Origin of the sequence: Massilia sp. DD77, from assembly GCF_036961685.1 — a bacterium.
Classification (GTDB): domain Bacteria; phylum Pseudomonadota; class Gammaproteobacteria; order Burkholderiales; family Burkholderiaceae_D; genus Telluria.
The window spans coordinates 46,933-73,456 of sequence record NZ_JBAMDH010000032.1; the positions used below are offsets into that span (position 1 = coordinate 46,933).

At 67.2% G+C, this 26,524-nt stretch carries 16 protein-coding genes; 1 reads left to right on the forward strand and 15 read right to left on the reverse strand.

The features are described 5' to 3' along the window. Positions 1 to 15: 15 nt before the first annotated feature. The 10 genes from V7778_RS18965 to V7778_RS19010 all read right to left on the reverse strand — a co-directional run bounded on the left by V7778_RS18965 (position 16) and on the right by V7778_RS19010 (position 19,348). Positions 16 to 2,439, reverse strand: coding sequence for a GH92 family glycosyl hydrolase (locus V7778_RS18965; RefSeq protein WP_335558102.1), 2,424 nt, complete (start codon positions 2,437 to 2,439; stop codon positions 16 to 18). Continuing rightward, positions 2,439 to 3,362, reverse strand: coding sequence for a carbohydrate kinase family protein (locus V7778_RS18970; RefSeq protein WP_335558104.1), 924 nt, complete (start codon positions 3,360 to 3,362; stop codon positions 2,439 to 2,441). Before V7778_RS18970 ends, V7778_RS18965 begins: the two co-directional genes overlap by 1 nt. Then, a complete protein-coding gene (locus V7778_RS18975; RefSeq protein ID WP_335558107.1) occupies positions 3,355 to 4,584 on the reverse strand; it encodes an AGE family epimerase/isomerase in 1,230 nt (409 codons plus the stop codon). Before V7778_RS18975 ends, V7778_RS18970 begins: the two co-directional genes overlap by 8 nt. A 29-nt stretch (positions 4,585 to 4,613) precedes the next feature. Beyond that, the gene (locus tag V7778_RS18980; RefSeq protein WP_335558110.1) at positions 4,614 to 5,600 is read right to left on the reverse strand and encodes a LacI family DNA-binding transcriptional regulator; all 987 of its coding nucleotides are present in this window, start codon (positions 5,598 to 5,600) and stop codon (positions 4,614 to 4,616) included. Between the two features lie 188 nt (positions 5,601 to 5,788). Beyond that, positions 5,789 to 8,509, reverse strand: coding sequence for a beta-mannosidase (locus V7778_RS18985; RefSeq protein ID WP_335558112.1), 2,721 nt, complete (start codon positions 8,507 to 8,509; stop codon positions 5,789 to 5,791). Continuing rightward, a complete protein-coding gene (locus tag V7778_RS18990) occupies positions 8,476 to 9,993 on the reverse strand; it encodes a tryptophan halogenase family protein (protein WP_335558113.1) in 1,518 nt (505 codons plus the stop codon). The genes V7778_RS18985 and V7778_RS18990 overlap by 34 nt, the downstream gene beginning before the upstream one ends. Before the next feature lie 103 nt (positions 9,994 to 10,096). Then, a complete protein-coding gene (locus V7778_RS18995) occupies positions 10,097 to 13,240 on the reverse strand; it encodes a TonB-dependent receptor (RefSeq protein ID WP_335558115.1) in 3,144 nt (1,047 codons plus the stop codon). 448 nt (positions 13,241 to 13,688) lie between these two features. Continuing rightward, positions 13,689 to 16,028, reverse strand: a complete 2,340-nt coding sequence (locus V7778_RS19000) for a sensor domain-containing diguanylate cyclase (protein WP_335558117.1) — start codon at positions 16,026 to 16,028, stop codon at positions 13,689 to 13,691. Positions 16,029 to 16,281: 253 nt separating this feature from the next. Next, positions 16,282 to 17,610: a metal-dependent hydrolase family protein gene (locus V7778_RS19005; protein WP_335558119.1), complete on the reverse strand. Its 1,329-nt coding sequence runs from the start codon at positions 17,608 to 17,610 to the stop codon at positions 16,282 to 16,284. A gap of 79 nt (positions 17,611 to 17,689) precedes the next feature. Beyond that, on the reverse strand, positions 17,690 to 19,348 hold the full coding sequence (locus V7778_RS19010; protein WP_335558120.1) for a M28 family metallopeptidase: 1,659 nt from the start codon (positions 19,346 to 19,348) through the stop codon (positions 17,690 to 17,692). A 153-nt stretch (positions 19,349 to 19,501) separates the two neighbouring features. Here V7778_RS19010 and V7778_RS19015 point away from each other — a divergent pair, with 153 nt between their 5' ends. Further along, on the forward strand, positions 19,502 to 19,951 hold the full coding sequence (locus tag V7778_RS19015) for a nuclear transport factor 2 family protein (RefSeq protein ID WP_335558123.1): 450 nt from the start codon (positions 19,502 to 19,504) through the stop codon (positions 19,949 to 19,951). A 70-nt stretch (positions 19,952 to 20,021) separates the two neighbouring features. Here the strand turns inward: V7778_RS19015 and V7778_RS19020 are convergent, their stop codons facing one another. The 5 genes from V7778_RS19020 to V7778_RS19040 all read right to left on the reverse strand — a co-directional run bounded on the left by V7778_RS19020 (position 20,022) and on the right by V7778_RS19040 (position 25,636). After that, entirely contained in the window at positions 20,022 to 20,801 is a 780-nt protein-coding gene (locus tag V7778_RS19020) for a PEP-CTERM sorting domain-containing protein (RefSeq protein ID WP_335558125.1), read from the reverse strand. Positions 20,802 to 21,059: 258 nt separating this feature from the next. Next, positions 21,060 to 23,153, reverse strand: a complete 2,094-nt coding sequence (locus V7778_RS19025) for a M13 family metallopeptidase (protein ID WP_335558127.1) — start codon at positions 23,151 to 23,153, stop codon at positions 21,060 to 21,062. A gap of 141 nt (positions 23,154 to 23,294) precedes the next feature. Continuing rightward, complete coding sequence (locus tag V7778_RS19030; RefSeq protein WP_335558129.1) at positions 23,295 to 24,455, reverse strand: branched-chain amino acid ABC transporter substrate-binding protein; 1,161 nt, start codon at positions 24,453 to 24,455, stop codon at positions 23,295 to 23,297. 50 nt (positions 24,456 to 24,505) lie between these two features. Next, positions 24,506 to 24,715, reverse strand: a complete 210-nt coding sequence (locus V7778_RS19035; RefSeq protein WP_335558130.1) for a DUF2945 domain-containing protein — start codon at positions 24,713 to 24,715, stop codon at positions 24,506 to 24,508. A 102-nt stretch (positions 24,716 to 24,817) separates the two neighbouring features. Then, entirely contained in the window at positions 24,818 to 25,636 is an 819-nt protein-coding gene (locus V7778_RS19040) for a class I SAM-dependent methyltransferase (protein ID WP_335558135.1), read from the reverse strand. Positions 25,637 to 26,524: the final 888 nt, after the last annotated feature.

Consider the following 26,524-nt stretch of genomic DNA (forward strand, 5'->3'; position numbering starts at 1 on the left):
TTTTTATGTAGGCCTTCAGCGGGCAAGCCCGGCGGGCGCCTTCGGCAGGTCGGCGGCGCGTGTGCCCCAGCCTGCGCTGTCGGGCTGCGGCGCCAGCTTGTAGCTCAGCGTGCCGGCGGCCTGCAGCTGCTCCCAGTCCAGCCACACGCGCGAGACGGGGCGCCCCGCGTAGCTGACCGACTGGACGAAGCGGCGCTCCCCGGGCCTGGCCTCGGGCGCCTCGATACGCAGGACGCGGCCCGGCGCCAGGTCGATCTCGGCGCGCGCGAAGCGCGGCGCATGCAGCAGGAAGCGGCCGCTGCCCGGGGTGTCCGGATACAGGCCCAGGGCGCTGAACAAATACCAGGCCGACATCGTGCCCAGGTCGTCGTTGCCGGTGACGCCGCTGGGGCCGTTGCCGAACAGGGTTTCCGCCGCGCGCAGCACGGTGGTGGTCTTCCAGGGCTGGCCCATCAGGGTGTACATCCAGGGCGCGTGCAGGTCGGGCTCGTTGTTCGGGTTGTAGCGGAACTGGCTGTAGTAGCTGTAGGGTCCCACCACCCAGGAGGTGCGCACCGCCGCCGGGTCGGCCAGCACGGCCTCGTAGTCGAAGAACTGGTCGAGGCGGCGCAAGGCCTGGGACGCGCCGCCCATGGCCGCCGCCAGGCCGGGAACGTCCTGCGGCACCAGCCACTGGTACTGCCAGGCCGTGCCTTCATGGAAGCCGTGGTCGCCGCGCGGATCGAATCCGCTGCCGACATCGGCGAACCAGCTGCCGTCGAGCAGGCGCGGGCGCGGGAAGCCGCGCTGGCCGGTCGGCGCGTCGGCCACGCTCGGGTCCCAGACCTTCTTCCAGTTGAGGGCGCGCTGCGCGAGCACCTGCGCGTCCTTGCCGTGGCCGAGGGCCTTGGCCATCTGCGCCAGCGCGCTGTCGGCCAGCGCATACTCCATGGTGGCCGAGGCGCCGTGGTGCGGGTCGGTGTCCATGCCCTTGGAGATGAAGCCGCGGTCGTATTGCACGAAACCCTGGCGCAGGTAGCTCGGGTTGCCCGAACGGCCCTGGGGGCGGATGCCGAAGGCCGGCACCCCGAAGGCGTTCTCGCGCAGCGCGGCATAGGCTTCGCGCTCGCGGCCCTTGAGCGCGCCGAAGCGCCACAGGTCGACCAGGAAAGGCGTGACCGGGTCGCCGGTCATGATGTTGGTCTCGAAGTTGGCGTAGCCCCAGCGCGGCAGCCAGCCGCTTTGCTCGCGGATCTTCAGCACCGAATAGGCGATGTCGCGCGCACGCTGTGGGCGCAGCAGGGCCAGCAGCTGGTTCTGGGCGCGGTAGGTGTCCCACAGCGAGAAGAACTCGTAATAAGTCCAGTCCTTGGCGGTGTGGACCACGTCGTCGTAGCCGCGGTAGCGGCCGTCCGCATCGTTGCCGGTCAGCGGCTGCAGCAGCGCGTGGTAGAGCGCGGTGTAGAACACGGTGCGGTCGTCCTGGCTGCCGCCTTCGACCCGCACGCTGCCCAGTTCGCGCTGCCAGCCGGCCTGCGCCTTGGCCCGCATCGCATCGAAGCCGAGCGGCTTGCCGCCGGCCATGCCTTCGGCCTTCAGGTTGATCCGCGCGCCTTCCGCATCGACGTGGGAGATCGCGCTGACCGCGGTGACCGCTGCGCCGTCCTTCAGGTCGAAGCTCAGCCAGACGCCGTGCGGCTTGCTGTCGCCCTGCTGGCTGGGGCCGTCCACGTCCGGCCAGCCGCCCCGGTCGTCCCAGATGCCGCGCGCGGCGAAGGGCCGGTCGAACTCCATGCGGAACCAGGTGGTGTACTTGGCGCCGCCACAGAAGCTCCTGGTGACGATCCGGCCCTCGACGCTGCGGTCGCCGACGACCTTCACTTCGCTGCCCACCACGGAGTGGCGTTCGTTGGCCTGGCCCAGGTTGAGCAGCAGGTGGCCGGTGCCGGAACTGGCGGCGAAGGTATAGCGCTCGGCCGCCGCGCGGGTCAGCGCGGTCGCCTCGGCCGTGATGCCGCCGTAGCTGGTCAGCCTGACCTTGTAGTAGCCGGCCTGGCCGGCCTCGCCTTCATGGGTGTATTCCGCGGCGTATTTCTTGTGGTCGAAGCTGCCCGGCTTCTTGGTATCGAAATCGCCGCCCGGGCCAATGCTGCCGGTGACCGGCAGCACCGAGAGCTGGCCGCCCTGCTCCCAGCAGCCGGCGCCGGACAGGAAGGAGTGGCCGAAGCCCCGGATCTTCTTGTCGCTGTAGCGGTAGCCGGCGTAGTGATCGGTGATCGGGCCGACCTGGATCATGCCGAAGGGGGCGGAGGCGCCGGGGAAGGTATTGCCCTCGTCCTGGGTGCCGATGAAGGTGTTCACCGGCATGCTGTTGTCGCCTGGCGCGGCCTGCAGGGCCACGGGCAGCAGGAGGGCCGCCAGCAGCGTCCCCCGGTTGATATGACGCGCAATACGGCTCATCACTGTGCCTCTCCTTCGAGCTGTTCGAATAACCGGTCCATGGCCGGCGGCTGCGGCGGGGTGGCGCCTGCCTGCTGGCAGGCGGCGGAACCCGCCGCCAGCGCGGCGTGCAGGTGGGACTGCAGGGGGCGGCCGGGATGGCGCGCCAGGCTGTGCAGCAGACCGGCCACGCTGGCGTCGCCGGCGCCCACCGTGTCCACCACGGCCACTTGCGGCGCGCGCGCGTCCACGCGCTGCGCGCCGCGGAACAGGCTGGCGCCCTGGCCGCCGCGGGTCAACAGGCAGTAGGCGCCAGGATTGAAGGCGCGCAGGCGCTGCAGCGCCGCGTCCACCTCCATGCCGGGGAACAGGCCGCGCAGGTCGTCGTCCGACACCTTGATCACGTCGGCCAGTCCGGCCATGCGCTCCAGGGTGGGCGCATAGGCCGCGGTCATCAGGTTGCGGTAGTTCGGGTCGTAGCTGATGGCCACGCCCTGGGCCTTGAGTTGTCCGGCCAGCGCGACCAGGGTCGCCGCCAGCGGCTCGCGCGCCAGGCTGATGCCGCCGAAATGGGCCCAGCGCAGGGCGCCCGACCAGCCTTGCGGCAGCGCCTCGGGGTCGAAATGCAGGTCGGCGCTGTTCTCGCCGATGAAGAAATAGCGGGGCGGTTCGCTCTTTTCGACGATGGCCAGCAGGGGGGCACGATCCACGCGCTGCAGCAGGCGCGTGTCCAGGCCCACGGCTTCGCTGGCCGCCCACAAGGCGTCGCCGAAACGGTCGCGGCTGATGGCGCCGGCGAAGGCGGCGGGTTCGCCCAGCGCCGCCAGGGCGCGCGCCACGTTCCAGGTCGAGCCGCCGACGCGGCTGACCCAGCGTTCCTCGCCCTGGTCGATCATGTCGGTCAGCGCCTCGCCGGCGCACAGCATCACCGGCGCATCAGTCATGGCCGCCCTCCTCCAGCACTTTCACGATGTCGTAGCAGGCGCCCATGGTGTGGTAATCGACCTTGCCGGCCGGGCTCTTCTCGTCGCTGAGCTTGCGGTTCTCGCGGTCCAGGATGCGGAACCAGGCGCCGTGCTCGTGGTCGACGAAATGGGTCCAGCTGTAGGCCCACAGGCGCTGGTACCAGTCCCAATATTCGGCTTTGCCGGTGCGCTGGGCCAGCATGGCCGCCGCCGCCGCGCTCTCGGCCTGCACCCAGAAGTATTTGTGGAAGTCGCAGATCGCCAGGTCCGGGGCCAGCGAGTAGCACAAGCCGCCGTATTCCTGGTCCCAGCCCTTCTCCACCGCCACCGTGAACAGCTTTTCGGCGGTCGGCAGCAGCCAGCCCAGGTCCCGGGTTTGGTCCTGGTCCAGCACGCCCTGGCCGCGCGCCTCCAGCTGCACCAGCAGCTTGGCCCATTCGGTGAAATGGCCGGGCTGGTAGCCCCAGGGACGGAACAGGTTTTCCGGGTCGTCGATGTTGAAACGCCAGTCGGGCTGCCATTGGGTGTCGTAGTGTTCCCAGACCAGGCCGCCACAGCGCTGGGCCTGGCGCCGGGTGATGTTGTCCGCGATGGTGTAGGCGCGCTCCAGGTAGCGGCGCTCGCCGGTGGCCTGCCAGGCCGCCTGCAGCGCTTCGCAGGCATGCATGTTGGCGTTCTGGCCGCGGTAGCTGGAGAGCACGCTCCAGTCCTGGCTCGCTTCGTCGGCGTACAAGCCGTCCGCGGGGCTCCAGAAGCGCTGCTCCATGAGCTCGAAGGTCTCGGCGATCCAGGGACGCGCCTCGTCCAGCCCGGCCATCGCCGCGTGCGCATAGGCCAGCAGCACGAAGGCCTGGCCGTAGGCGTGCTGGGTGCCGTCCTCCACCTTGTCTCCGTCCAGCATCCAGGCGTAGCCATTGCCGCTCGGATCGCGGTGCGCTTCGCGCACGAATCTCAGCGCGTGGCGCAGGCCGTCCAGGTAGGCCGGGTCCTGGAAGTGGCGGTAGGCCATGGCATAGGTGAACACGAAGCGCGTGCTGCTCACCAGATGCCGGTGCGCCGCGTCGTAGACCGTGCCGTCGTCCTTGAAGTAGTGATAGAGGCCGCCGGCGGGGTCGATCGCGCGCGGGTGGTAGAAACGCATGGTGTGGCGCGCGTGGTCGAGCAGCACGGCCGCGCTGCGGAAGTTCGGTAGCTTGTTCATGGTGGACAGTGGGCAGGGGTGGGTGTGCGCTAGTCGTCGCAACTGCTTTCGCGCACGATCATCTCGACTGGCAGGGTTATGTGGGAGGGGTTGTCTTCCGGTTTCTGGAGCAGCAGTTCGACGCCGGCCCGGCCCAGCGCTTCCTTGTCCACGCGGACGGTGCTCAGGGGTGGAATGGCGGCGGCCGCGGCGGCGATGTCGTCGAAGCCGACGATGGCGATGTCGTAGGGGACTTTTAAACCTTCGTTCAGGCAGAACTTCATGGCGGCCAGTGCGGTGCTGTCGTTGTAGCAAAAGACGGCGTCGGCCCGTTTCGGCAGGCTGAGCAGGCTGCGCATGGCTTCGGCCACGCCCTCGTCGCCTTCGCCCATGGAAGGCACGATGACTTCCAGGTCCGGGTCGGCATGGACCTTGGCGTCGAACAGGGCCTGGCGGAAGCCCCGGTTGCGCTGCTGGATGCTGTAGTGGGCCAGGGAGCCGGACAGCATGGCGACGCGCTTGCGGCCGCAGCGCAGCAGGTGCTGGGTGGCCAGGTAGCCGCCGCGCAGGTTGTCCGGGTTGACCGAGGTGAAGCCGCGCCGGTGCATGTCGACCAGCACCATCGGCTTGCCGACCTGCTGCAGGGCGGCCAGCACTTCCGGTTCGAAGAAGCCGGCGCACAGGATGGCGTCCGGCTGGTGCAGGCGGATCTGGCCCAGCACCGGCTCGGCCGGGCCGACCGCGATGAAGGACAGGGCGATGCCCTCGCGCCGGCAGGCTTCCTCGGCGCCGTGCAGCACCGGCGAATAGAAGGGGCTGGAGGCCAGGGTGTTGTGCTGGCTGTGCAGCAGGAAGGCGATGCGGCGGATGCGGCCCTTCTTCAGCTGCCCGAAGTCGTAGCCCAGGCGCAGCGCGGCGTCGCGCACCTTCTCGCGCGTGGCCTCGGTCATGCCGGCCTGGTTCTTCAGTGCGCGCGACACGGTGCCGATCGACATGCCGGTGGTCTCCGCGATGTCGCGCAGGGTGACCTGGCTCATGGCCCCACCCTACGTCGTTGCAAAAGATTTAAGTGCATCACGGGTCTCCCATGTCTGTTTTATTAAACGCTTGCCGCGGCGTTTTCCGGCGCCGGAAAAACAGCTTTTGCGCCAGCATTTTCATAGGTAATTTTTATATCAGCCGCGCTTCGGCAGCGTCAACAAAAGACCTTGCAACCGGGTGCGTTTTAGCGGGTTTTAGTAAACGCCGCCGTGGTTTTTGCGCGTCCTGTAATGACGTTTTCCAGCGATCGCAGTCGCAGCGCCCGGCGCAAGTCCGCCAGGCTGGCGGGGGAGCGAACGCGCAGGGAGACGCGCTCGCCGGGCAGCAAGGTCAAGGCGTTGTCGGACAGGACGGCGTCGATGTCGCCGAAGTCCACCCACACCGCGCGTGCGAACTGTTCCGCGCGCAGCGCGAGCGCATAGCCATCGCCAGCACGGCTCAGCCGCGCCTCCAGGGCGGCTGCAGGCCAGGCAATGTCCTTTGCCGCCTTGAAATACACCACCTTGCGCGACAGCGGCTCGCCTTTCGTCCGCAGCTCGAACACCGCCACGGTGGACGCCGGATCGGCCTGGCCGAGCAAATCGGCGTCGGCATAGAGGGCCGCCTGGGCCGCCGACAGCGGCGCCAGCGCGACCGGCTTGCGCTCGTCGCGCAGCAGCGTGCCGTCCAGGCGCATGATCCGCAGGCGCAGCTCGCCCTGCACGGCGCGGGTGCGGTCGTTGACCAGGCTGACGGTGGTCTTGCCGGCGGCGTCGCGCAGCGCGGCGACGGCGACCGGCGCATAGAAGCGGCGCGCATGGAAATGCAGCGCCTTCCAGCGCCCGAACCAGTCGATGCTGGACCAGGACGCGCCCGGCCAGACATCGTTGAGCTGCCAGTACAGCGATCCCATCGTGAACGGACGGCTGGCGCGGTGGTGCAGCGCGGCCAGCTCGATGCCTTCGGCCTGCATCGCCTGGCTCAGGTAGATAAAGTCGGCAAAGTCCCCGGGTTCGCCGAATTCTTCCTTCACATACTTCATCAGCCGCTCGTTGCCCTTGCCGGCCATGAACTTCTGGTGCGCCTCGATCACGGGGGTGGCGACGCCCTGCTCGCCACGCGCGGCGAAAGCGTCGACCGTGCGCTGCACCGGCCAGGCCTGCAGGCCATACTCCGACATGAAGCGCGGGGTGATCTCCAGGTACTTGGTGACCGGGTGGGCCGGATTGCCCCAGACTTCCCAGTAATGCATGTCGCCGCCGGCCGGGGTGTTGGCGACGTCCAGCAGGTCGTCGCCCGGCGAGCTGGCCCAGTAGGCGATGCCCCCGCCCTCTTCCGCGACCACCTGGCGCAGGTCGGCGCCGAACAGCTGGACATAGCCTTGCCAGACCCGGTCGGCGAAAGCCGCATCGGCCGCCTTCATGGTCTTCCCATGTCCCCAGTATTTCCAGGCGATTTCCTCTTCATTGTTGCCGCACCAGAGGACGATGCTGGGATGGTTGCGCAGGCGCCGCACCTGGTCGCGCGCCTCCAGGACGACATTGGCGCGGAAGGCGGCGTCATAGGCCGGCTGCATGCCGCCGCCGAACATGAAGTCCTGCCACACCATCAGGCCCAGCTCGTCGGCCAGGTCGAAGAAGTCCTCGCTCTCGTAATAGCCGCCGCCCCAGCTGCGCAGCATGTTCATGTTGGCGTCGGCCGCCGATTGCAGCACGCGCCGCAATTGCGCCTTGCTTACCCGCGGCTGGAACATGTCGAAGGGGATGCTGTTCGCGCCCTTGGCGAATATGGGAATGCCGTTGACGACGAAATAAAAGCTGCGGCCCCTGGCGTCGGGGTCGCGGCGCAGTTCGACCTTGCGCAGGCCGGTGCGCGCGCCGGTCCTGGCCAGGATGCGTTCCCCCTCCCCCACGTCGAGCTCGTAGCGGTACAGGGGCTGGGCGCCGTAGCCGTTCGGGAACCAGCGCTGCGGGTGCGCGACGCGCACGGGCAGCTCGACGCGGTTGGCGCCGGCGCGCAAGATCACGCGCTGCTGGGCAGCCAGGCTGCGCTTGCCGCCCGGCGCCGTCTGCCACAGGCGCAGGGAAAACGTCCCCGCGCGCACGGCGTCCAGCGAGGCGACCGCCACCAGGTCGGCGCGCGCCGCGTCCACCCGGTCCTGGCGCAGCTGCAGGTCACCGATGCGCAGCGCGTCCCAGCTCTGCAGCACGACCCGCTTCCAGATACCGGTGGTGACGTAGCGCGGTCCCCAGTCCCAGCCATAGTGGTAGCCCGGCTTGCGCGCGAAGTTGCCGGTCATCGCCTCCTTCGGCTCGTCGCCGTAGGGAGAAGGATAATTCCCGGCCAGCTTGTGCGGCATCGCCTGCACCCGCGGCAGCAGCTTCGCAATGGGCGAGCGCAGCACGATGCGCAGCTCGTTGCCGTGCGCGCGCAGCCTGCCCTCCACCTTCACGCGCCAGGTGCGGAAGGCGTTGTCGGACTCGAGCAGCTTCTCGCCGTTCAGCCAGACTTCGGCGAAGGTATCGAGGCCTTCGAACACCAGGTCGCTGCGCGCGCTGCTGAGGGCGGCGCGCGGTGCGTCGAAGCGGGTGCGGTATTCCCAGTCGGCCAGGCCGATCCACTGCAGGCCGGCTTCCGGCGCGCCCATGTAGGGATCGGGCACCAGCTTGTTGGCGAACAGGTCGGTGTGCACGGTCCCCGGCACCGTCGCCGGCAGCCAGGGCGCCGCCTCCGGGTGGGCGGCGGCCTGCGCACTCTCGGGCAGGAGGCGGAAGCTCCAGCCCTGGTCGATGATGAAGCCGTCCGGCGCCGCAGCAGCGGCGAGCTGCGTGGCCAGCGCAAGGCATAGGCCCACGCAGAGGCCAAGGAGTACCCGAAACAAGCGGCGCGGGCTCATGGCGCCGCCTTCCAGTAGCGGCTGATCCATTCCTCATGCGTGGGCATCGCCCCGACGGCATGCGCCAGCATGGCGCGCAAGCCTTCGACGTGGTCGGCCAGCCGGCCTTCCGGCATCTCGTCCACGATCGGATGGTAGCCCTGCGGCACGATGCGCTGGCCCAGCATGACCTGGACCCAGCTCGGCAGCGCGAAGAAATCCTCGCCGTTGCGGAAGTAGCGCCCATCGCAGCGGAACAGATCGATGGTCTCGCGCAGGCTGTCCGGGATGCTCATGGTGCGGCAGGCATCCCAGAAGGGTGTGTCGTCGCGCTCGGTCGCGTGGTAGTGCAGGATCAGGAAGTCGCGGATGCGCTCGTACTCGAAGACCGATTCGCGGTTGTAGCGTTCGGTGAGCAAGGGATTGAAGTCGCGCGTGGGGAAAAGGCCCAGCAGGCGGGTGATGCCCGACTGGGCCAGGTAGATGCTGGTGGATTCGAGCGGTTCCAGGAAGCCGCTGGCCAGTCCCAGCGCCACCACGTTCTTGTTCCAGAACTTCCTGCGCATGCCGGTGGTGAAGGCCAGCTTGCGCGGCTCGGCCAGCGCCTTGCCGTCCAGGTTCGCCAGCAGGGTCGCCGCGGCCTCGTCGTCGCTGATGTGGCGGCTCGCGTACACATAGCCGTTGCCGACCCTATGCTGCAGCGGAATCCGCCACTGCCAGCCGGCCGCGCGCGCAGTGGCGCGCGTGTAGGGCGTGATCGGCTCCGTGCTTTCGCTGGGCACGGCCAGCGCGCGGTCGCAGGGCAGCCAGTGCGACCAGTCGACGTAGCCGGTCTCGAGCGTCTGCTCGATCAGCAGGCCGCGAAAGCCCGAGCAATCGATGAACAGTTCGCCCTCGACGACCTGGCCGCTTTCCAGGGTGAGCGATTCGACGAAGCCGTCGTGGGCGCGCTGCTGCACGCCCACGACCTTGCCTTCGATGCGCTGCACGCCGCGGCTTTCGGCCAGTTCGCGCAGGAAGCGCGCGTACAGGGTGGCGTCGAAATGGTAGGCATAGGCGATATCGGCCAGCGGCGAACCCGGCGGAGCATTGCGGTCGCCGGGCGCGAACCTGCCCTGGGGCGCCATCACGGTCTGGGGCGAATAGTCGCCGATCGGTGCCGCGCGCCCGTCCAGGTGCAGCTTGAGCCAGAACTGGTGGAAGGGCAGCGGTCCCAGCGAACGCCCGATGGCGCCGAAGCCGTGCAGGTAGCTGTCGCCGATGCGGCCCCAGTCGTTGAACTGGATCCCGAGCTTGACCGTGCCCTGGGTGCGTTTGACGAACTCGGCCTCGTCGATGCCGAGCCATTGCCCGTTGAAGATCCTGATGTGGGGGACGCTGGCCTCGCCGACGCCGACGATGCCGATCTCCTCGGATTCGACCAGGCGGATCGCCGCCCCCTTTCCCAGGTAGGTGGCCAGGGCCGCCGCGGCCATCCAGCCCGCGCTGCCCCCGCCCACGATGGTGATGTGCTTGAGCCGGTTGTGCGTGTCCATAGCGGCATCCAAAAAAGACGGCTCTGCCGCGATGGCAAAGCCGTTGAAGCCCCCTCCCCGGCCGGACGGCGCAAGGAGGGCTGAGGGGTGGAGGACGGCGGAATCAGAACTTGTAGTTCAGGCCCGCATACACGACACGCCCGGCATAGCCGTTGGAGTAGAAGCGCTTCTTGGTGTCGTTACCCAGGTGCGCGCGGGTCTCCTCCTCGGTCAGGTTGAGCACCGACGCGGTCAGGCTGAGCTGCTTGGTGAAGTTGTAGGCCAGGTTCACGTCGATCTGGTTGTACGGTTCCTCGTACACGTTCAGGCCGTTGACCAGGCTGTTCACCACTTCGCCGCGGCGGTTGTAGGAAGCACGCACCATCAGCTGCTCGGTGGCGTAGAACACCGTCAGGTTGGTCTGGTTGCGCGCGCTGCCCACCAGCGGCGACTTGCCGATCTCGGTGCCGTCTTCGAGGGTGATGGCGGCCTGGTTGGTCTTGTTGTACGTGTAGTTGACCTGGAAACCAAAGCCGGAATCGAAGGTATGCTGCGCGTACAGCTCGACGCCTTCCGAGACCGCGTCGCGCCCGCCGGCACTGGTCGAATAGTTCTGCACCGTGACGTTCTGGCCGCCGACGTCCATCGTCACGTCCATCACCACCGGCACCGCGAAGTTGCTGACGTTCTTGCGGAACAGGCCTGCCCCGAGCACCGAGCCGCGGTCGAAGTACCATTCCAGGCCCAGGTCGTACTGGGTGGCCTTGTAGGGCTCCAGGTTCTTGTTGCTGCCCGAGCCGAACCAGCCCTGCTGGTCGCCGCCGCCGATCAGGCGGCGGTCGTTGACGTATTCCTGGCTGTAGTAGTTCAGGCCACCCGGGAAGGCGATGTCGCCGTAGCTCGGACGCGCCACCACCTTGGAGGCCGCCGCGCGGAACAGCAGCTCATCGGTCAGCTCGTAGGCCAGGTTGAAGCTCGGCAGCACGTCGTTGTAGGTGCGGTCGAGCGAGCTGACCACGAAGGACGAGACGCGCGCGGTGCTGTCCGGCAGCCTGGTGAAGCCGCTGGTGCAGCCGGAACCGGCCGGTGCGCCGACGGCCGGCAAGCCGCCCGCCTGGCAAGGCGCAGGGCGACCATCGGCGCCGTTGAAGAAGTAGTCGTTATAGCTTTCGACCTGGTCGGTCGAATCCGCATGCTGCCTGGTGCGCACGTAGCGCAGGCCAAGGTTGCCGCGCAGGCGGTCGGTCTTGAAGTTGGCCTGCAGGTAGGCGGCCGAGATCTTTTCGTCGACGTGGTAGACGAAGTTGTCTTCGTTACGGGTCTGCATGTCCCCGTAGGTCGCGTTCAGGTGCGCGATGTAGGCCGGATAGTTAATCGCCGGGAAGGCGCTGGCCTGGATGCCGCCGGTCAGGTTGTCCAGCGATCCCGGGTACAGGAATTGCGGCTGGAAGCGATTGGCGGTCGGATCGCAGCCGGCCTGGTAGCGCTTGTCGTAGTCGGTCGGATCGGCGCCCTGGCACACCCAGTAGTTGTTGCCGGTGCTGCGGCTGGTGCCGCCGTCGCGGTACTTGGCGCCGAACTGCAGCGAGTCCAGCAAGCCGCCGTCGCGGTGCCAGGTGAAGTCGGCCTGGGCGTACTTCTGCTGGGTGCTGTTCCTGGTCCACGAGGACGAAGTCGAGCCGAGGTCGATCTCGCCGATGCCGTTGCGCAGGTTGGCCATCAGTTCCGGCGCGAAGGTCATGGTCGGCGTGCCGTTCGTGTTCCAGGCGCTGGCCGTGTTACCCAGGGCCCAGCTGCCGTCGGCGTTCTGGCGGCGCGGCTTGATCGGCATCCCGAACTGCAGTTCCGGACCGCCGCTGGCCCAGGTGCGGCCGGCCTTGAAGCTGGCGTCGATCGCCTCGCCCTTCCATTCGGCGGCGAAATCAAGGACCTGCGAGCGTGCTTTTTCGCGGTTATAGCTGCCCGTGATCTGCGGGGTCGGGATGGTGCAGTCGTCCGGACCGAAGCCGCCGGTATTGGTCAGGCCGCCCGCGGCGGCGGCTTCGCCGCTGCAGTAATAGGTCTTGCCGGGGTGGATGCTGTAATTCGCGCCGGTGACGATGGTGCCGCTGGGGTCGAACGTCAAGCCGTCGAGCATGCGGCCGCCCGGCCAGTTGCCGTCGCCGGCGAAGCGGGCGATGTTCCACTCGGGGATCTTGAGGGTATTCGTCTGCGAATTCTGCGACAGGTCGAAGCGGAAGTAGTTGGCCGTCAGGTTCAGGTTGCGGACCGGCTTGAACTGCAGGGTCAACTGGCCGCCCTTGCGCTCGCGCTCTTCGGTCTTGACGTTGAAGTTGACCGAGGTCGGCATCATGAAGTTGGTGTAGTACTTGCCGTTCTGGTCGTAGAAGCCCGACTGCCCCCACCAATACGAGGTGAGGTCCGAGGGCTTGCCGTTGACGTCGGTCGCCGGATTGGCGTCGTAGTCATCGCCATACCATTGCCAGTTCTCGGTGCTGGCGCCCATGGTGCGCGTGGTGCGCTTCTGCTTGGTGAAGCCCACCAGGACGCCGAAGCGGTTACTTTCGTCGTGCCAGGCATACTGGCCCGAGAACTGGCCGTCGGCCTTCTTGGTCGTGTCGGCCCAGGTGCCTTCGGCGTTGACGAAGCCGCTATTGGACTCCACGTCCAGCGGACGGCGGGTGTGCAGGATCACGGTGCCTCCGATGCCGCCTTCGTCGAGGCGCGCTTCCGGCGTCTTGAACAGTTCGGCGCTGGACAGCATGTTGGACGGCATCAGCATGTAGTTGAACGAGCGCGAAGGATCGCCGTTCGATTCGGCCGTGGCGACATAGTTGCCGTTCAGCTGGGTCAGGGTCAGCTCCGAGGACAGGCCGCGCACGCTGACGTTCTTGCCTTCGCCGCCGCTGCGGGTGACGACCACGCCCGGCACGCGCTGCAGCGCGTCCGCCACGTTCTTGTCGGGGAACTTGCCGACGTCTTCGGCCGTGATCACCTCGACGATCGCGTTGGCTTCGCGCTTCTGGTCGAGGCTTTTCTCGATCGAATAGCGGTAGCCGGTGACCAGCACCGTCGCCGGCTGCGCGGCCTGGCCGTCGGCCTGGGTCTGGGCCGGGGTGGCAGCCTGCGCGTCGGCCGGCGCGGTTTGCGCGTGGGCGTTGGCGAGGGTCAGCAGGGCCAGCGCGACCGCCGTGGCGACCGGGGTGGCGACCGGTATGGCGCGTGGGCGCACGGCCTGTCGCGCTGCAAGAACGTTCCTGAACATCATGGTTGAGATCTCCTTGTCGTGCCCTATGGATGGGCATTTTTGTTCTATGTGACGCTACTGGGGCACTCCGCCGGAGCGGCCCCGGTGGCAGCCCCGGATTGCGACGCGACGAATGGCCGGCATGCATGGCGTTCGACGCGCGGCGGCCGGCCGATCGGAAGGCGGATGGACTCCACTGGCGCCGCTACGGCCCGCATTTAGCGAACATTTACTAAACACGGTTGCCGGTGCTCCGGCGCCATGGGGTATCGCACTTCGCCCTTTGGAAGTTATACAAATATGAAGATGCGAACTCAACAAACTTCGAAAATTCGGGCGCAGTTTAGCCGTGTTTTCCTAAACAAGAATGCGGGAATATGCATGGTGGCGAGACGGCGCGCGGGGACCGCGTTTTGAAGTTAGCGCTATCTCGCGAAAAGGCATGCGTGATGCATGCCGGGGGCTGGCTTCAGGAGGCCGTCTGCGGGGCCTGGCCGGCCAGGCGGAAGCAGTCGCGGCCCGCGCGCTTGGCCTCGTACATGGCCTGGTCGGCCGCCCTCACCAGGCTGTCCGGCGTCATGCCCGCCTCGAAAGCGGCGACGCCGATGCTGGTGCTGACCCGCAGCGCCACGCCGCCGGCATGGAAGAGCGGGGCCATCGCCTCGACGATCTTGCGCGCGATCACGGCGGAGTCGCCCGGCTGCTGCAGCCCTTCCGCGACCAGCACGAATTCGTCGCCGCCCAGGCGCGCAATGAAGTCGCCGTCGCGCAGCACCTGGCGCACGCGCTGGGCGAACAGGCGGATCACCTCGTCGCCCGTATCGTGGCCGTGGGTGTCGTTGATGTGCTTGAAGCGGTCGATGTCGAAGTACATCACGGCCAGGCCGGTACCGCGCTGGGCGCGTTTGACGGCTTCGCCCAGGTGGTGCTGGAAGTAGCCGCGGTTCGGCAGCCCGGTCAGCACATCGTGGTTGGCGCGCCGGAACAGCTCCTGCTCCATGTACTTGCGCGCCGTGATGTCCTCGGTGACGGCGAGCACGCCGACCGCCCTGCCCTCTTCGTCGCGCAGCGGTATCTTGCTGGTCTCGATCCAGCACTCGCTCCCGTCCTTGCGCAGGTCGGTGGCCTGCATGCGCATCCGCGCCTGGCCGGAGCGCATCACCTCCAGGTCGACCTGGCGGTAATGCGCCGCCATGTCCTTCCAGGGCGCGAAGTCCTCGTCCTTCTTGCCGACCAGCTGGTCGACATGCTCGAGGCCCATCTCGACCAGCAGCGAGCGGTTACCGCCCTGGAAGACGCTGTCGCCGTTTTTCCAGAACACGCTCTGCGGGATGTTGTCGATGATGAGCTGCAGCATCTGCCGCGACGCATGCAAGGCTTGCTCTGCCTGCTTGCGGTCGGTAATGTTCTCGGCAAAGCCCAGTACGTGGGTGACCTCGTCGCCGGCGCTCATCGGCACCAGCACGGTCGACACGTCCGAACAGCGTCCACCCGCCCCGACGATCGTGCTGGTATAGGCGACCGTCTTCCCTGCCAACACTTCCTTGAAGTGGCGCGCCAGCACGCCGCGGTCTTGTTCCGCGACGAAGGCGTCGGCAGGGGTGCCGATCAGGGCGTCGCGGCCGACGCCCAGTTCCCTGGCCATCTGCTGGTTGACGTGGATGAAGCGCTGCTCGAGGTCGATCGCATAGACCGCGAACGGGTGATGCTCGAAGAAGCCGGCGAAGCGCTGGCTGAAGTCGCGCATCGCGCGCTTGCGCGACAGGCGGCGCGGCCAGGCCGCCAAGCCGTAGCTGGCGATCAGGGACAGCAGCAGGCCGAAGGCCAGCACAGTGGCCCCGGCCTGCGCGGCCTTCGATGCGAGCGCGGCCTTCCTGGCATAGAAGTGCACCATCCAGGTCCGGTTGGCGAAAGCGATTTCTGCGCGGTGGACCAGCAGGTGGGCGGCGTCGCCCTCCAGGGCATGGGATGTGCCGTCGGCGTCGAACAGCAGGTGGGCGGCGTCGAGGCTGTTGTCGAACACTTCGATGTCGAACAGGCGCGCCAGGCGCCCGTTGTCGAAACCCATGAACAGCCGGTCGATGTACAGGGCGGAGAAGATGAAGCCCGCCAGTTCGCCGCGCCCGCCGGCCGATATCGGAGCGAGGCCGGGAGTAAGACCGCGAGCCGCCATCTTGCGCACCGGCGAGAACACCAGCACGACCGGGCGCTTCGCCGCATGGCGGATCGCGGGATGGGCGCCGGTCGCCACGGGCTCGTCGAGCCGTGCGGCGTCGCGCATCGCGGTCCAGCGTTCGGGAATCGACGAGAAATCGATCCCGCGCAGCCGCGCCGCACGCATCGGATCGGTGCCGTGCGCGCCGTAGAACAGCGGATAGTAGGCGTCCGCACCCGGGCGCTTGTCGAGGATGCGGTAGCCGGGGAAGACGTGGCCGGCTTCGGTCTCGAACTGGGCGGCCTGCGACGCCGGCACCCTGGGCAGATAGCCGAAGGAGCTCGCGCCTTCCAGGCGCTCGAACACCCGCGTGACCCCGATATAGTTCTCGAATTCGTCCGCTTCGATGCTGCCCGATGCGCTGAAGAAGGCGCCGAGCGCGCGGTCCGCGCCCACGTACAGGTCCAGCCGGTTGCGCAGCAGGAAGGCGTAATTCTCGGCGGCTTCATCCAGTTGGGCGATCTGCTGCGCTTCGCTGTGGCGCACGCCGGCGAAATAGCCGTAGACGGAGGCAGCCAGGCCGATCACGAAGATGGCCATGGGAAGTCCGACGCGGCGAACCGCAGCCTGGAGCATGCTTGCGAGCGACAACATGGTGGTTTCCTGCGTCCGGCGCCGGCAGCCGCCCGGGCCGGGCGATGCTGCGGAGTGTGTTGGTTGAGGTCCTTCAGGGCTGGGAAGGGATGCTGCGGTGAGCCCTTTGGACGCCACCGGATCGCGACGCCGTCTTCCGGGACGGCGTCACACGATGCGACGAAATGTTACCACGTGGATATATTTAGTTCACATAGGAACCGAAAATCTTGGGCAAGTGTTGCTCAGGCGCCGCAGGCCTGATGCCGGTAAATTAACCCTCGTCCTTGATCACCTGGCCGCCCTTCATGACAAAAGAAACTTTCTTGAGCGCTTTGACATCGGCCAGCGGGTCGCCGCCGACGGCGATCAGGTCGGCGTGCTTGCCCGGCTCCAGCGAGCCGGCCGTGGCGCTTACGCCCAGCAGGTCGGCGGCGTTGACCGTGGCGGCCTGGATCGCCTGCGCCGGCGTCATGCCGAATTCGACCAGCAATTCGAACTCGTCGGCGTTGCGCCCGTGCTTGGAAACGCCCGCATCGGTGCCGAAGGCGATCTTCACCCCACGCTGGTGCGCCACCCGCAGGGCCTTGCCGGTGACGCCGATGCGCCAGTCGATCTTGGCCCGCACCGCCGGCGGATAGGCGTCCGGGTTGTTGGCGATGCGCTCCTTGTAGCCGTTGACCGTGGACAGGGTCGGCACGTAATAGGCGCCCGACTTCAGGTAGAGCTTGACCCCGGCCTCGTCCAGCAGGGTGCCGTGCTCGATCGAATCCGCGCCGGCGGCCAGCGCCGCCTTGATGCCCTCGCCGCCATGGGCGTGCACCGCCACCTTCTTGCCGTACAAATGGGCGGTGTCGACCAGCGCCTTCACTTCGTCGTCGAAGATCTGGCGGCCGACGCCCGCCCCCACCACGCTGTTCACGCCGCCGGTGGTGGCGATCTTGATCACGTCCACGCCGCGGCCGATCTGGCGCCGCACCGCCTTGCGGCAGCTCTCCGGGCCGTCGCACAAGTTGTCCTGCGACACCCCGTGCTGGACCCAGTCCGCGTAGCCGAGCCGGCCGTCCATGTGGCCCGAGGTGGTCGAGATCGGCGCGCCGGCGTCGAGGATGCGCGGCCCCTGCACCCAGCCCTTGGCGATCGCATCGCGCAAGGCCAGGGTGACGCCCTCGTTGCCGTCGCCCAGGTTGCGCACCGTGGTAAAGCCGGCGCGCAGGGTCTTGAGGGCGTTCATCTGGGCCTCGTACGCAAACGCGGCCGGGCTGTCGGTCACGCCCGCCAGCTGGCCTTCCTGGCCGGCGCGGTCGCTGGTCAGGTGGACATGGCTGTCGATCAGGCCCGGCAGGACGAAGCGCGTGCGCAGGTCGACGATGCGGGCGCCCGCGTACTTGTCGGCGCCGACGAAGCCATCCAGCACCGCTTCCACCTTGCCGTCCCTGAGCACCAGGGTCGAGGGACCGCGCGGGGCCTTGCCGGGGCGGTCGAGCAGGCGCCCGGCCTGGACCAGAATAATGGACGAAGATGCGGCAGACGAAGGCGCGGCCAGCGCGGCGGGCGCTGCCAGGGCGCTCGCCAGGGCGGTGGCGAGGCAGGTGCGAAGCATTGTGTTCTTCATGAATGTCTGAACGGAGAGATTGATAGAAAACGCCACCTCGAAAGGTGGCGTTGGGGACTGAACGGGCTTACTTGCGTTGAGATGCGGACTTGTCGCGCGCCGTGCGGAATTCCGAATCGAGCGACCAGTTCGGCCAGGCCGTCGAATTGGCCAGCTCGGAACCGACCGCGTACAGCAGGCCGAGGTCGCGCGCCATGCCGGTGAAGGTCCAGGCCGGATCGAACTCGTCCGAAGGCTGGTGGTAGTTCTTCTCGGTGTAGGCCGTTTCGGCCGCCTCGCCCGCCTCTACGCCGCCCTCGATCCAGTCGTTGCCGGAACCGAAAGACAGGGCCGGCACGCCGCGCTTGGCGAAGGGGAAGTGGTCGGAACGGAAGAAGTAGCCCGCTTCCGGCTTCGGGTCCGGCGACAGGCTGATGTTCGACTGCTTGGCCTTGGCCACCAGGCGGTCCAGCAGCTCGAGCTTGGCGCTGCCCGAAATGTTGAAATTGCGCGCCGGGCCGCGTGGGCTGAGGGCGTCCATGTTGATCACGCCCACCGTCGAGGCCAGCGGATACAGCGGGTTCGAGGCGTAGTACTCGGAGCCGAGCAGGCCCTTTTCTTCCGCCGTCACGGCCAGGAACACCACGCTGCGCTGGGGCGCCGGGGCCTTGCCGTAGGCGCGCGCCAGCTCCAGCATCGCGGCGAGGCCGGTGGCGTTGTCGATCGCGCCGTTGTAGATCTTGTCGCCCTTGGCGTCCGGCTGGCCCACGCCCAGGTGGTCCCAGTGGCCGCTGTAGACCACGACCTGCCCGGGCTGCTTGCTGCCTTCGCGGATCGCCACCACGTTCTTCGACTTGATCACCTGCGTGTCGACCGCATAGTCGGCCGATAGAGTGACGCCTTTAAGCGCCACCGGTTTGAAGTCGCGGGTCTGGGCCTGCTTCTTGAGCGCTTCGAAGTCGAGGCCGGCGGCCTTGAACATGGCGGCGGCGAGGTCGCGCTGGATCCAGGCTTCCATCGGCGCGTGCGACTTGCGCGGCTCCTTGCGCACCACGTCGTACATCACGTTGGTGTTCGAATTCCGCACCGTCGGCCAGCCGTAGGAGGCGGGCGCGGTCTCGTGCACGATGATGGTGCCGAGCGCGCCGCGGCGCGCCATCTCTTCGTACTTGTAGGTCCAGCGGCCGTAGTAGGTCATGGCCTTGCCGCCGAACTCGCCCTGACCGGTTTCGAAGTCCGGGTCGTTGATCAGGACTACGGCCAGCTTGCCCTTCAGGTCCATGCCCTTGAAGTCGTCCCACTTGCGTTCCGGCGCGGTGACGCCGTAGCCGACGAAGACCAGGGGCGCGTTCTTGAACGACACCTGCTTCAAGCCGCTCATCGAGGCGCGCACGGCCATGTCGGGGCCTTGCGCCAGCTCGCGGCTGGCGCCGCCTTCGGTCAGGGTCAGCTTGACCGGGCCGTTGATCTCGAAGCGGCCGAGGGGCACGTCCTGGGTCCAGGCGCGCTGGCCGCCTTTCAGGTCGCCGCCCGGCTTGAGGCCGGCTGCCTTGAATTGCTGCACCAGGTAGTCGACGGTCTTGTTCTCGCCGGCGGTGTTCGGACCGCGGCCTTCGAATTCGTCGGAGGACAGGACTTTCACGTCCTGGGCCAGGCGCTTGGGATCGAAGGCGGGGGCCTCGGCGGCGTGGACGGCCTGGGCGGCCAGCGCGGCCATTCCCATCAGGACAAGGGATGCGTTTTTCAATGCGGTCTCCATTGCAATCAACATGGCAAGACGGCCACATTATCATAGGTCTCGTCCCCTGTGACGGTTCTCCTTGACGGCCGCACTTCCTGGCCCATACTGAAGAACGCACCGAGAAACCTACCCACAACGCAGCTACGCGAGGAGCGCACCATGGACGAGCAAAGGAATACCGAGCTGATCCAGCAAGCCTACGCCGCCTACGGGCGCGGGGAACTCGAGCAGGTCCTGGCCTGCATGGAAGACGAGGTCGAATGGGAACTGCCTGACGTGCCCGGCCTGCCCTTCACCGGCAAGCGCCGTGGCTGCGAGCAGGTCGCCGAGTTCTTCCGGACCTTGGGCGAGATGCAGACGGTGCGCGAATACACACCGAAGCAGTTCATCGCCCAGGGCGACAAGGTGGTGGTGCTGGGACATGGCGCGTGGACAGTCAAGGACACCGGCATGGATTTCGAGAGCGACTGGGTGCACGTGTTCACCATCCGGGACGGCCGCATCGCGGCGTTCCGCGAATTCCTGGACACGAATATCGCGGTCGAGGCCTTCCAGTGCTACCCCGCCGGCGCGGGAACCCGGAGCTTCGGCACGCCTTCTCCCCACTGAGGCGGCGCCACAATAAAAAACGCCAACCCTGCGGGTTGGCGTTCTCGCGTCAAGCGATGCGCGGGACGGCTCAGGCCGAGCGCTGCTTGCGGCGGCGTGCGGCGATCAGGCTGCCGGCGCCCAGCATCAGCAGTGCGGCGCTGGCCGGTTCCGGCACGTCGGTCGGTGGCGGCACATCGCCGCCGAAGCCGTCGATGTAGGCGTAGCCGAGGTGGCCGGTCGGCGCGCAGTCGGCCGCCAGCAGCGAGATGGTGAAGTCGTGGCCCGACAGCGCAGCGTCGATCGACAGCTGCTCGATCTGCCATTGCGGGGTGTAGAAGTAGCCGCCGGAAGTGCTGAAGCGGGCGTCGACGCCGCCGCCGCCGTCGTACACGCGGCTGATGAGCAGCGTGCCGGTGGTGTCGTCGCGCAGCTCGATGACCAGCTGGGCCGATTCACGCGGGTCGTGGGCGCCTTCGAGCACGGCTTTCCAGGCGAAGAAGATGTCGGTTTCGGTGTAGTTCAGCACCTTCTGGCTGATCACCGAGGCGTAGCCGCCGGTGATCGTGTCTTCGGCACGGTAGGAATAGCTGCCGTTGTAGACGGTGGTCCCCAGGGCCGCGCCGATGATCGGGTCGACGGTGCCGGCGGTGATGATCGAGGAACGGGGCGACGGGCCCTCGTATTGCGAGCCGCCCGGCAGGAAGTCCGTCGGCGACAGCGGGTTCAGCACGTCGCCGCGGTAGCCGCCGCCGGTAGTCCAGCCGTTGGTGTTGCCGTCCTCGAAGCCGCCGTTGACGAACGGCGCTGCCTGGGCCGATCCGGCCGCTGCGACGAACAACAGTGCCGGCAGAATTTTGGTGAATTTCATGGTCGATCTCCCATCAGATAGTGACATTAAGTTTTGTAGTGTTACGGGAAGTCACTAGAGCACAAAGTATGCCAGCGTGCTATCTGATTGATATCAAACAATAAATTGACGCCAATTAAAAATTTGTACTTGCGCTTGTTAAATTATTCGACACAGGAAAGTAACCATGTGTCAATATATTTTTCCTGAGGCAATAAATCCTTGGGCTGGGAGCATCAATGCTGCCGGCAGACAAAACTACCGGCAGCAAGGCAAGACTTACCAGAAGATCACGCGCTCTGAGGGCGCCAGGTACATCTTGTCGCCCGGCTTCGCGCCGAAGGCCTCGTAGAAGCCCGGATGGTTGCGCAGGCTGCCGTTGACGCGGAACTCCGCGGGCGAGTGCGGATCGGCCTTGATCTGGGCGATCAGGCTGGCGTCGCGCGCCTTGCCGCGGCGTGCCTGGGCCAGGCCCATGAACAGGCGCTGCTCGGCCGTGAAGCCGTCGATCACCGGGCCCGGCCTGCCCTTCAGGTAGCGCTTGTAGGCGCGGCTGGCCATGATGGCGCCGGCATTGTCGGCGATGTTCTCGCCCAGGGTCAGTTCGCCGTTCAGGTGGTAGCCCGGCAGCGGGCTGTAGGCGCCGTACTGGGCCACGAGCACCTTGCCGCGCGCGGCGAACTGCTCGGCATCCTGTTTCGTCCACCAGTTGCGCAGGTTGCCGTCGCCGTCGAACTGGGCGCCCTGGTCGTCAAAAGCGTGGCTGATCTCGTGGCCGATCGAGATGCCGACCGCGCCGTAGTTCACGGCCGGCTCGGCGTTCGCGTCGTACAGCGGATACTGCAGGCGCGCCGCCGGGAACACGACTTCGTTCAGCTCCGGGTTGTAATAGGCGTTGACGGTCTGCGGCGACATGCTCCACACGCTGCGGTCGACTGGCTTGCCCAGGCGGTCGACCTCGTAGGCGTGGCCGAATTCGCGCGCGCGCATCACGTTGCCGACCAGGTCGCCGGGGGCGATGCGCAAGCTCGCGTAATCGCGCCACTTGTCCGGGTAGCCGATCTTGACGCTGATCTTCGAGAGCTTGATCTGGGCCTGCTTCTTGGTTTCCGGCGTCATCCATTCGAGCTGCTCGATGCCTTCGCCGAAGGCGGCGAGGAAGTTCTTCGCCATCTCCTCAACCTGCTGCTTGCGCTCGGCCGGGAAGTGCTGGGCGACATAGGCCTTGCCGAGCACTTCGCTCAGGTTGCGGTTGATCTCGGCGATCGCGCGCTTTTCCAGCGGGCGCTTGACTTTGGCGCCCGACAGCACCGTGCCGCGGAAGGCGAAGCTCTCGTCCACGAAGGGCTGCGACAGGTAGGGCGCATAGGCGCTCAGCAGGCGGAATTCGAAGTAGGACCGCCATACCGGCAGCGGCGTGGCGGCGATCAGCTTGTCGAGCTCGGCCAGGTAAGTCGGCTGGCTGACGATCAGGGAATCGATCTTGCCCTTCGCGCCCACGCCTTCGAGATAGGCGTTCCAGTCGAAGCCCGGCATCACGCCGCGCATCCCATCCAGGCTGAATTTGTTGTAGGCCTTGACCGGGTCGCGGTTCTCGACCGCGCTCCACTGCACCTGCGCCAGCGCGGTTTCCAGCGCCACGATGCGCGCGGCCTCGGCCTCCGCGTCCTTGTGGCCGGCCAGGGCCAGCATTTTCCCGACGTGCTGCTGGTACTTGGCGCGGATCTCCTTCAGGCGTGCATCGTCCTGCGAGAGGTAGTAGTCGCGGTCGGGCATGCCCAGGCCGGACTGCACGATGTCGACGATGTAGCGGGTCGAATCCTTGTTGTCCTGGTGGACCGCCATGTCGAGCGGGCTGCCGGCGCCGATGCGCGAGAAGCGGGCCATCAGGGCCGCCAGCCGGCGCTTGTCCTTCACGGCCGCTACCTTCGCCAGCTCGGCCTTCAGGGGCGCCAGGCCGAGCTCGTTGCGGCGCTTCTCGTCCAGGTAGCTGGTGTAGAAGTCGCCCATCTTGCGGGCGTCGGAACCGGGCGCCGCGTTCTTGTCGGCGGCGGCCTGTTCGACGATCGCGCGCAGCTGCTGCTCGACCTTGTCCTGGGCGATGTTGAAGGCGCCCCAGCTGGAACGATCAGGCGGGATCTCGACGTCCTTGAGCCAGGCGCCCTGGGTGTACCGGAAGAAATCGTCCTGCGCGCGCACGCCGCGGTCCATCGCCGCGACATCGATGCCGGACACGGCCCCGGCCGCCGCCGACGGAGCAGGCATCAGGGCCGCGGGCGCCGCTCCCGGCTCATGTGCGCTCTCATGCGCACCCGCGTGGGTGGCGACGGCAAACATGCCCGCGATCAAACTGCTGCACAAGCGACGCTTCATCTCTCTCTCCGTGGATGTGTTGTTGGAAACCGGCCGATCCTAAAGCACTGGCGCGGGGCTGCCAAGCGCATTTGAATATGCATGCAACATCACAACAACGCCCGTCAATACAGGCGGTCCGCGGAACGGGACGCGTGCGCCTTACTGCGCGCGCAGTACCTGCAGCTTGGTTTTCTTGCCCTTGCGATAGGTGTACAGGGTCAGCGCGGCGTCGCGCAGGTCGCCCTTGGCATCGAAGGCGATCGGGCCGGTGACGCCCTCGTGGCGGACCTTCGCCAGCGCCGGCAGGAAGCCGGCCGGCGCCGTCGCCTGCGCCGCCTGCATGGCGGCCGCGAACACCATCACGGCGTCGTAGGCATAGGGTGCATAGGTCTGCAGCGGATAGCCGTAGCGCTGCCGGTAGCGCTCGCCGAAGGCGGCGAAGGCGGCCTCGCCCGCCTGGTCGACGCCGCCGGCCACCGCGCACAAGACCCGGTCCTCGCCCAGCGCGTCGCCCGCCAGCTCGGGCAGTTTTTCCGAACAGACGCCGTCGCCCGCCACCAGCCTGGCCTGCAGGCCCAGCGCCTTCATCTGCTTGAGCATGGGACCGGCCACCGCGTCCATGCCGCCATAGAAGATCACATCCGGCCGCTGCGCGCGGATCTGGGTCAGGATGGCGCTGAAGTCGGTGGCCTTGTCGTGGGTGAACTGGCGGCTGACGATGGCGGCGCCGCCGGCGGCCTTCACCGCCCGGGCGAATTCGTCGGCCAGGCCCTGGCCGAAGGCGGTGCGGTCGTCGATCACGGCGATGCGCTTGGCCTTGAGCGTGCCGATGGCCTGGCGCGCCAGCGCGCGTCCGATCAGCTGGTCGTTGGCGACCACGCGGAAGGCGGTCTTGTAGCCCTGGCGGGTGTAGAGCGGCGTGGTGGCGGCCGGCGAAATCTGCGGAATGCCGGCGCTGGCGTACAGCTTCGAGGCTGGCACGGTGGTGCCCGAATTCAAGTGGCCGACCACGGCCGCCACGCCGGCGTCGACCAGCTTCTGCGCCACCGCCGTACCCATCTTGGGATCGCTGCCGTCATCCTCGGGCTGCAGCACCCAGGTGATCTTCTTGCCGCCGATGACGATGCCCTTGGCGTTCAGCTCGTCGACCGCCATGCGCGCACCGTTCTCGATGTCCTTGCCCAGGTGGGCGCCGGGGCCGGACAGGGGCGAGGCGCTGCCGATCCGGACTTCGGTCTGGGCGTGGGCAAGGGGTGCGAGCAGGAGGGAAAGAAGGAGGGAAAGAAGGAGGGACAAACGGGGCAGGACAAATGAACGCATGAGCACTTTCCTAAGGTTAATGCGTTCGATTGTACTGTCCGGCTGCCGGATCAGACTTTTTTCAGCGCCTCTGCCTTGTGCGCCGCCTCGGCGCCGGTCTTGTCGCTCACGACCAGGTATTCCGGATGCGCGCTCGAGGCGGCGACGTGGTGGCCCTTGATGTCGGTGGGCGCGGTCAGCTTCTTCTTGACCGTGCCCCGCACCACTCCTTGCGAGGAATGCCATTCCACCTTGTCTCCTGCCTTGAACGTGTTCGTCATGATGGTTTCCTGAAAAATAATGAAGAGTCCCGCCGTGCTCCGGGTTGGAGCACGGCGTATTGGAACATGGATGCCGGGACGCTGTCGCCGCGCCCGGATTGGCTAGTGAAGCGGCGTGCTGCGCTTGCTCACCACCGCCTCCAGGTACTCGGCCGGAATCACCAGCGCCGACGGCCCGGCCGTGTTGGAGCGTTCGAGCAGGGCGAGGACATCCCGCTCCAGGGCTTCCCTGCCGGGCGCATCCAGGTTGCGGAAGGCCATGTAGGTGGGACCATAGAAATCGCGAAAGATCTGCAGCATATGGGCGGGCGACTCGAAGCGGAAGTTGAACATTCTGCGCTCGAAGCGGATGTCGGCGGCCTGGGCGCCGAACAGTTCGCGCACATGCTCTTCGGTACCCCACAGCAGCGGGGATTGCAGGCCTGGGGGCGGCGGCACGTGCTTGCCGATGGTCTTGAACAGCTGGCCCAGAAAACCGGTGGGCGTCCAGTTGGCCAAGGCGATGCGGCCGCCCTCGCGCACCACGCGCAGCATCTCGCCGGCCGTCCGCGCATGGTCGGGAGCGAACATGACGCCGAAGGTGGACAAGGCCACGTCGAAGCTGGCGTCGGCAAAGGGCAGCGCCTCGGCGTCGGCTTCGCGGAACTCGACCGCCAGGCCTTCGGCGGCGGCCCGCTGGCGGCCCTTCTCGAGCAGGGCCGGCACGTAGTCGGTGGAGACGACCCGGGCGAAGCGGCGCGCCGCGGCCAGGGTGGCGTTGCCGTTGCCGGCGGCAATGTCGATGACCCGCTCGCCGGCGTGGATGTCGGCCGACTCGGCCAGGTTCTCGCCGACGATCTGCAGGGTCACGCCGATGACGGCGAAGTCGCCGCTGGCCCAGGTTGCCTGCTGGCGCTGCTTGATGGCGGCGAAATCGGGCATGGCGCCCTGGGCCGGCTGCGGGGACTGGGAGGAGCCCTGCTGCGGGCTGGGCTGTGCGGCCGGCTGGGACGCCGGCGGAGGCTGGATCGATGGACTCATGGACTTCTCCTCGGGTGACGGCCGGGCGGGACGCCGGCCCGGATGTGACCACCCGCGCCCGGTACGGTTCGGGGGTCTTGCGCCAGCCGGAAGCCTGTCCGGCCGCGTCATGCCCCGCACACGTGCCGCCCGGGCGCCGTGCGGGCTTCATGAAACAGCTTCGGCCACAAAATGGAGAATGACAACCTGGACAATGAAAAAAACCTTCACCACGGCCCTGGCCGGCCGGGTAGCGCTGGCTCTCCTGTCCTGCGATGGGGAAAGTGTTGCGCCGGTCGGGCCGCGCACGCTGCCTGTCCGGCCGTTGACGGCGCGGGCGGTTTGACGAGCTTGGGTCCCCGCCTTCGCGGGGAGGCATTCCCGACAGTGGCGGGAATGACGTGCTCAGGTACGTGTCCGAAGTTGCGAATGGTGTTGCTAGCTAGTAATCCAACGTCATCCCGCGCAGGCGGTGACCTAGGTTTGCATGCCCACAGTTGCAGATAGTCTATCGCTTTCCTTACGGCAATAAAATAGCGAAAGGATTAAGCACGGCGCATACCACATGGTGGGAATTGGTGAGAATGCGCCTATGAAGGCAGGCCTTGCGCCTGGCGTTTTCCTATGACACGGCAAATGCGGCCGAGCGCCGCCGGCAACGCTGCGAACGGCGGAACGGCGGAACGGCGGGCAGTATTGCGAGAAAATTTTTTTGAAATGTGGCCTGAACGCGACAGCGCGGCGCGCGCCGTTCTGTTCCATCAATACGCCCGAGGGCATCTTGCGAGGCGCGCCTAGGGTCTGTCTGAC

Coding starts and splice junctions, on each gene's coding strand:
- V7778_RS18985 (WP_335558112.1), bottom strand. CDS start 8,509: ATGGATCAGCCGCTACTGGAAGGCGGCGCCATGAGCCCGCGCCGCTTG.
- V7778_RS19015 (WP_335558123.1), top strand. CDS start 19,502: ATGGACGAGCAAAGGAATACCGAGCTGATCCAGCAAGCCTACGCCGCC.
- V7778_RS18975 (WP_335558107.1), bottom strand. CDS start 4,584: ATGAACAAGCTACCGAACTTCCGCAGCGCGGCCGTGCTGCTCGACCAC.
- V7778_RS18995 (WP_335558115.1), bottom strand. CDS start 13,240: ATGATGTTCAGGAACGTTCTTGCAGCGCGACAGGCCGTGCGCCCACGC.
- V7778_RS19035 (WP_335558130.1), bottom strand. CDS start 24,715: ATGACGAACACGTTCAAGGCAGGAGACAAGGTGGAATGGCATTCCTCG.
- V7778_RS18990 (WP_335558113.1), bottom strand. CDS start 9,993: ATGGACACGCACAACCGGCTCAAGCACATCACCATCGTGGGCGGGGGC.
- V7778_RS19020 (WP_335558125.1), bottom strand. CDS start 20,801: ATGAAATTCACCAAAATTCTGCCGGCACTGTTGTTCGTCGCAGCGGCC.
- V7778_RS19025 (WP_335558127.1), bottom strand. CDS start 23,153: ATGAAGCGTCGCTTGTGCAGCAGTTTGATCGCGGGCATGTTTGCCGTC.
- V7778_RS19000 (WP_335558117.1), bottom strand. CDS start 16,028: ATGTTGTCGCTCGCAAGCATGCTCCAGGCTGCGGTTCGCCGCGTCGGA.
- V7778_RS18970 (WP_335558104.1), bottom strand. CDS start 3,362: ATGACTGATGCGCCGGTGATGCTGTGCGCCGGCGAGGCGCTGACCGAC.
- V7778_RS19005 (WP_335558119.1), bottom strand. CDS start 17,610: ATGCTTCGCACCTGCCTCGCCACCGCCCTGGCGAGCGCCCTGGCAGCG.
- V7778_RS18965 (WP_335558102.1), bottom strand. CDS start 2,439: ATGAGCCGTATTGCGCGTCATATCAACCGGGGGACGCTGCTGGCGGCC.
- V7778_RS19040 (WP_335558135.1), bottom strand. CDS start 25,636: ATGCCCGATTTCGCCGCCATCAAGCAGCGCCAGCAGGCAACCTGGGCC.
- V7778_RS19030 (WP_335558129.1), bottom strand. CDS start 24,455: ATGCGTTCATTTGTCCTGCCCCGTTTGTCCCTCCTTCTTTCCCTCCTT.
- V7778_RS18980 (WP_335558110.1), bottom strand. CDS start 5,600: ATGAGCCAGGTCACCCTGCGCGACATCGCGGAGACCACCGGCATGTCG.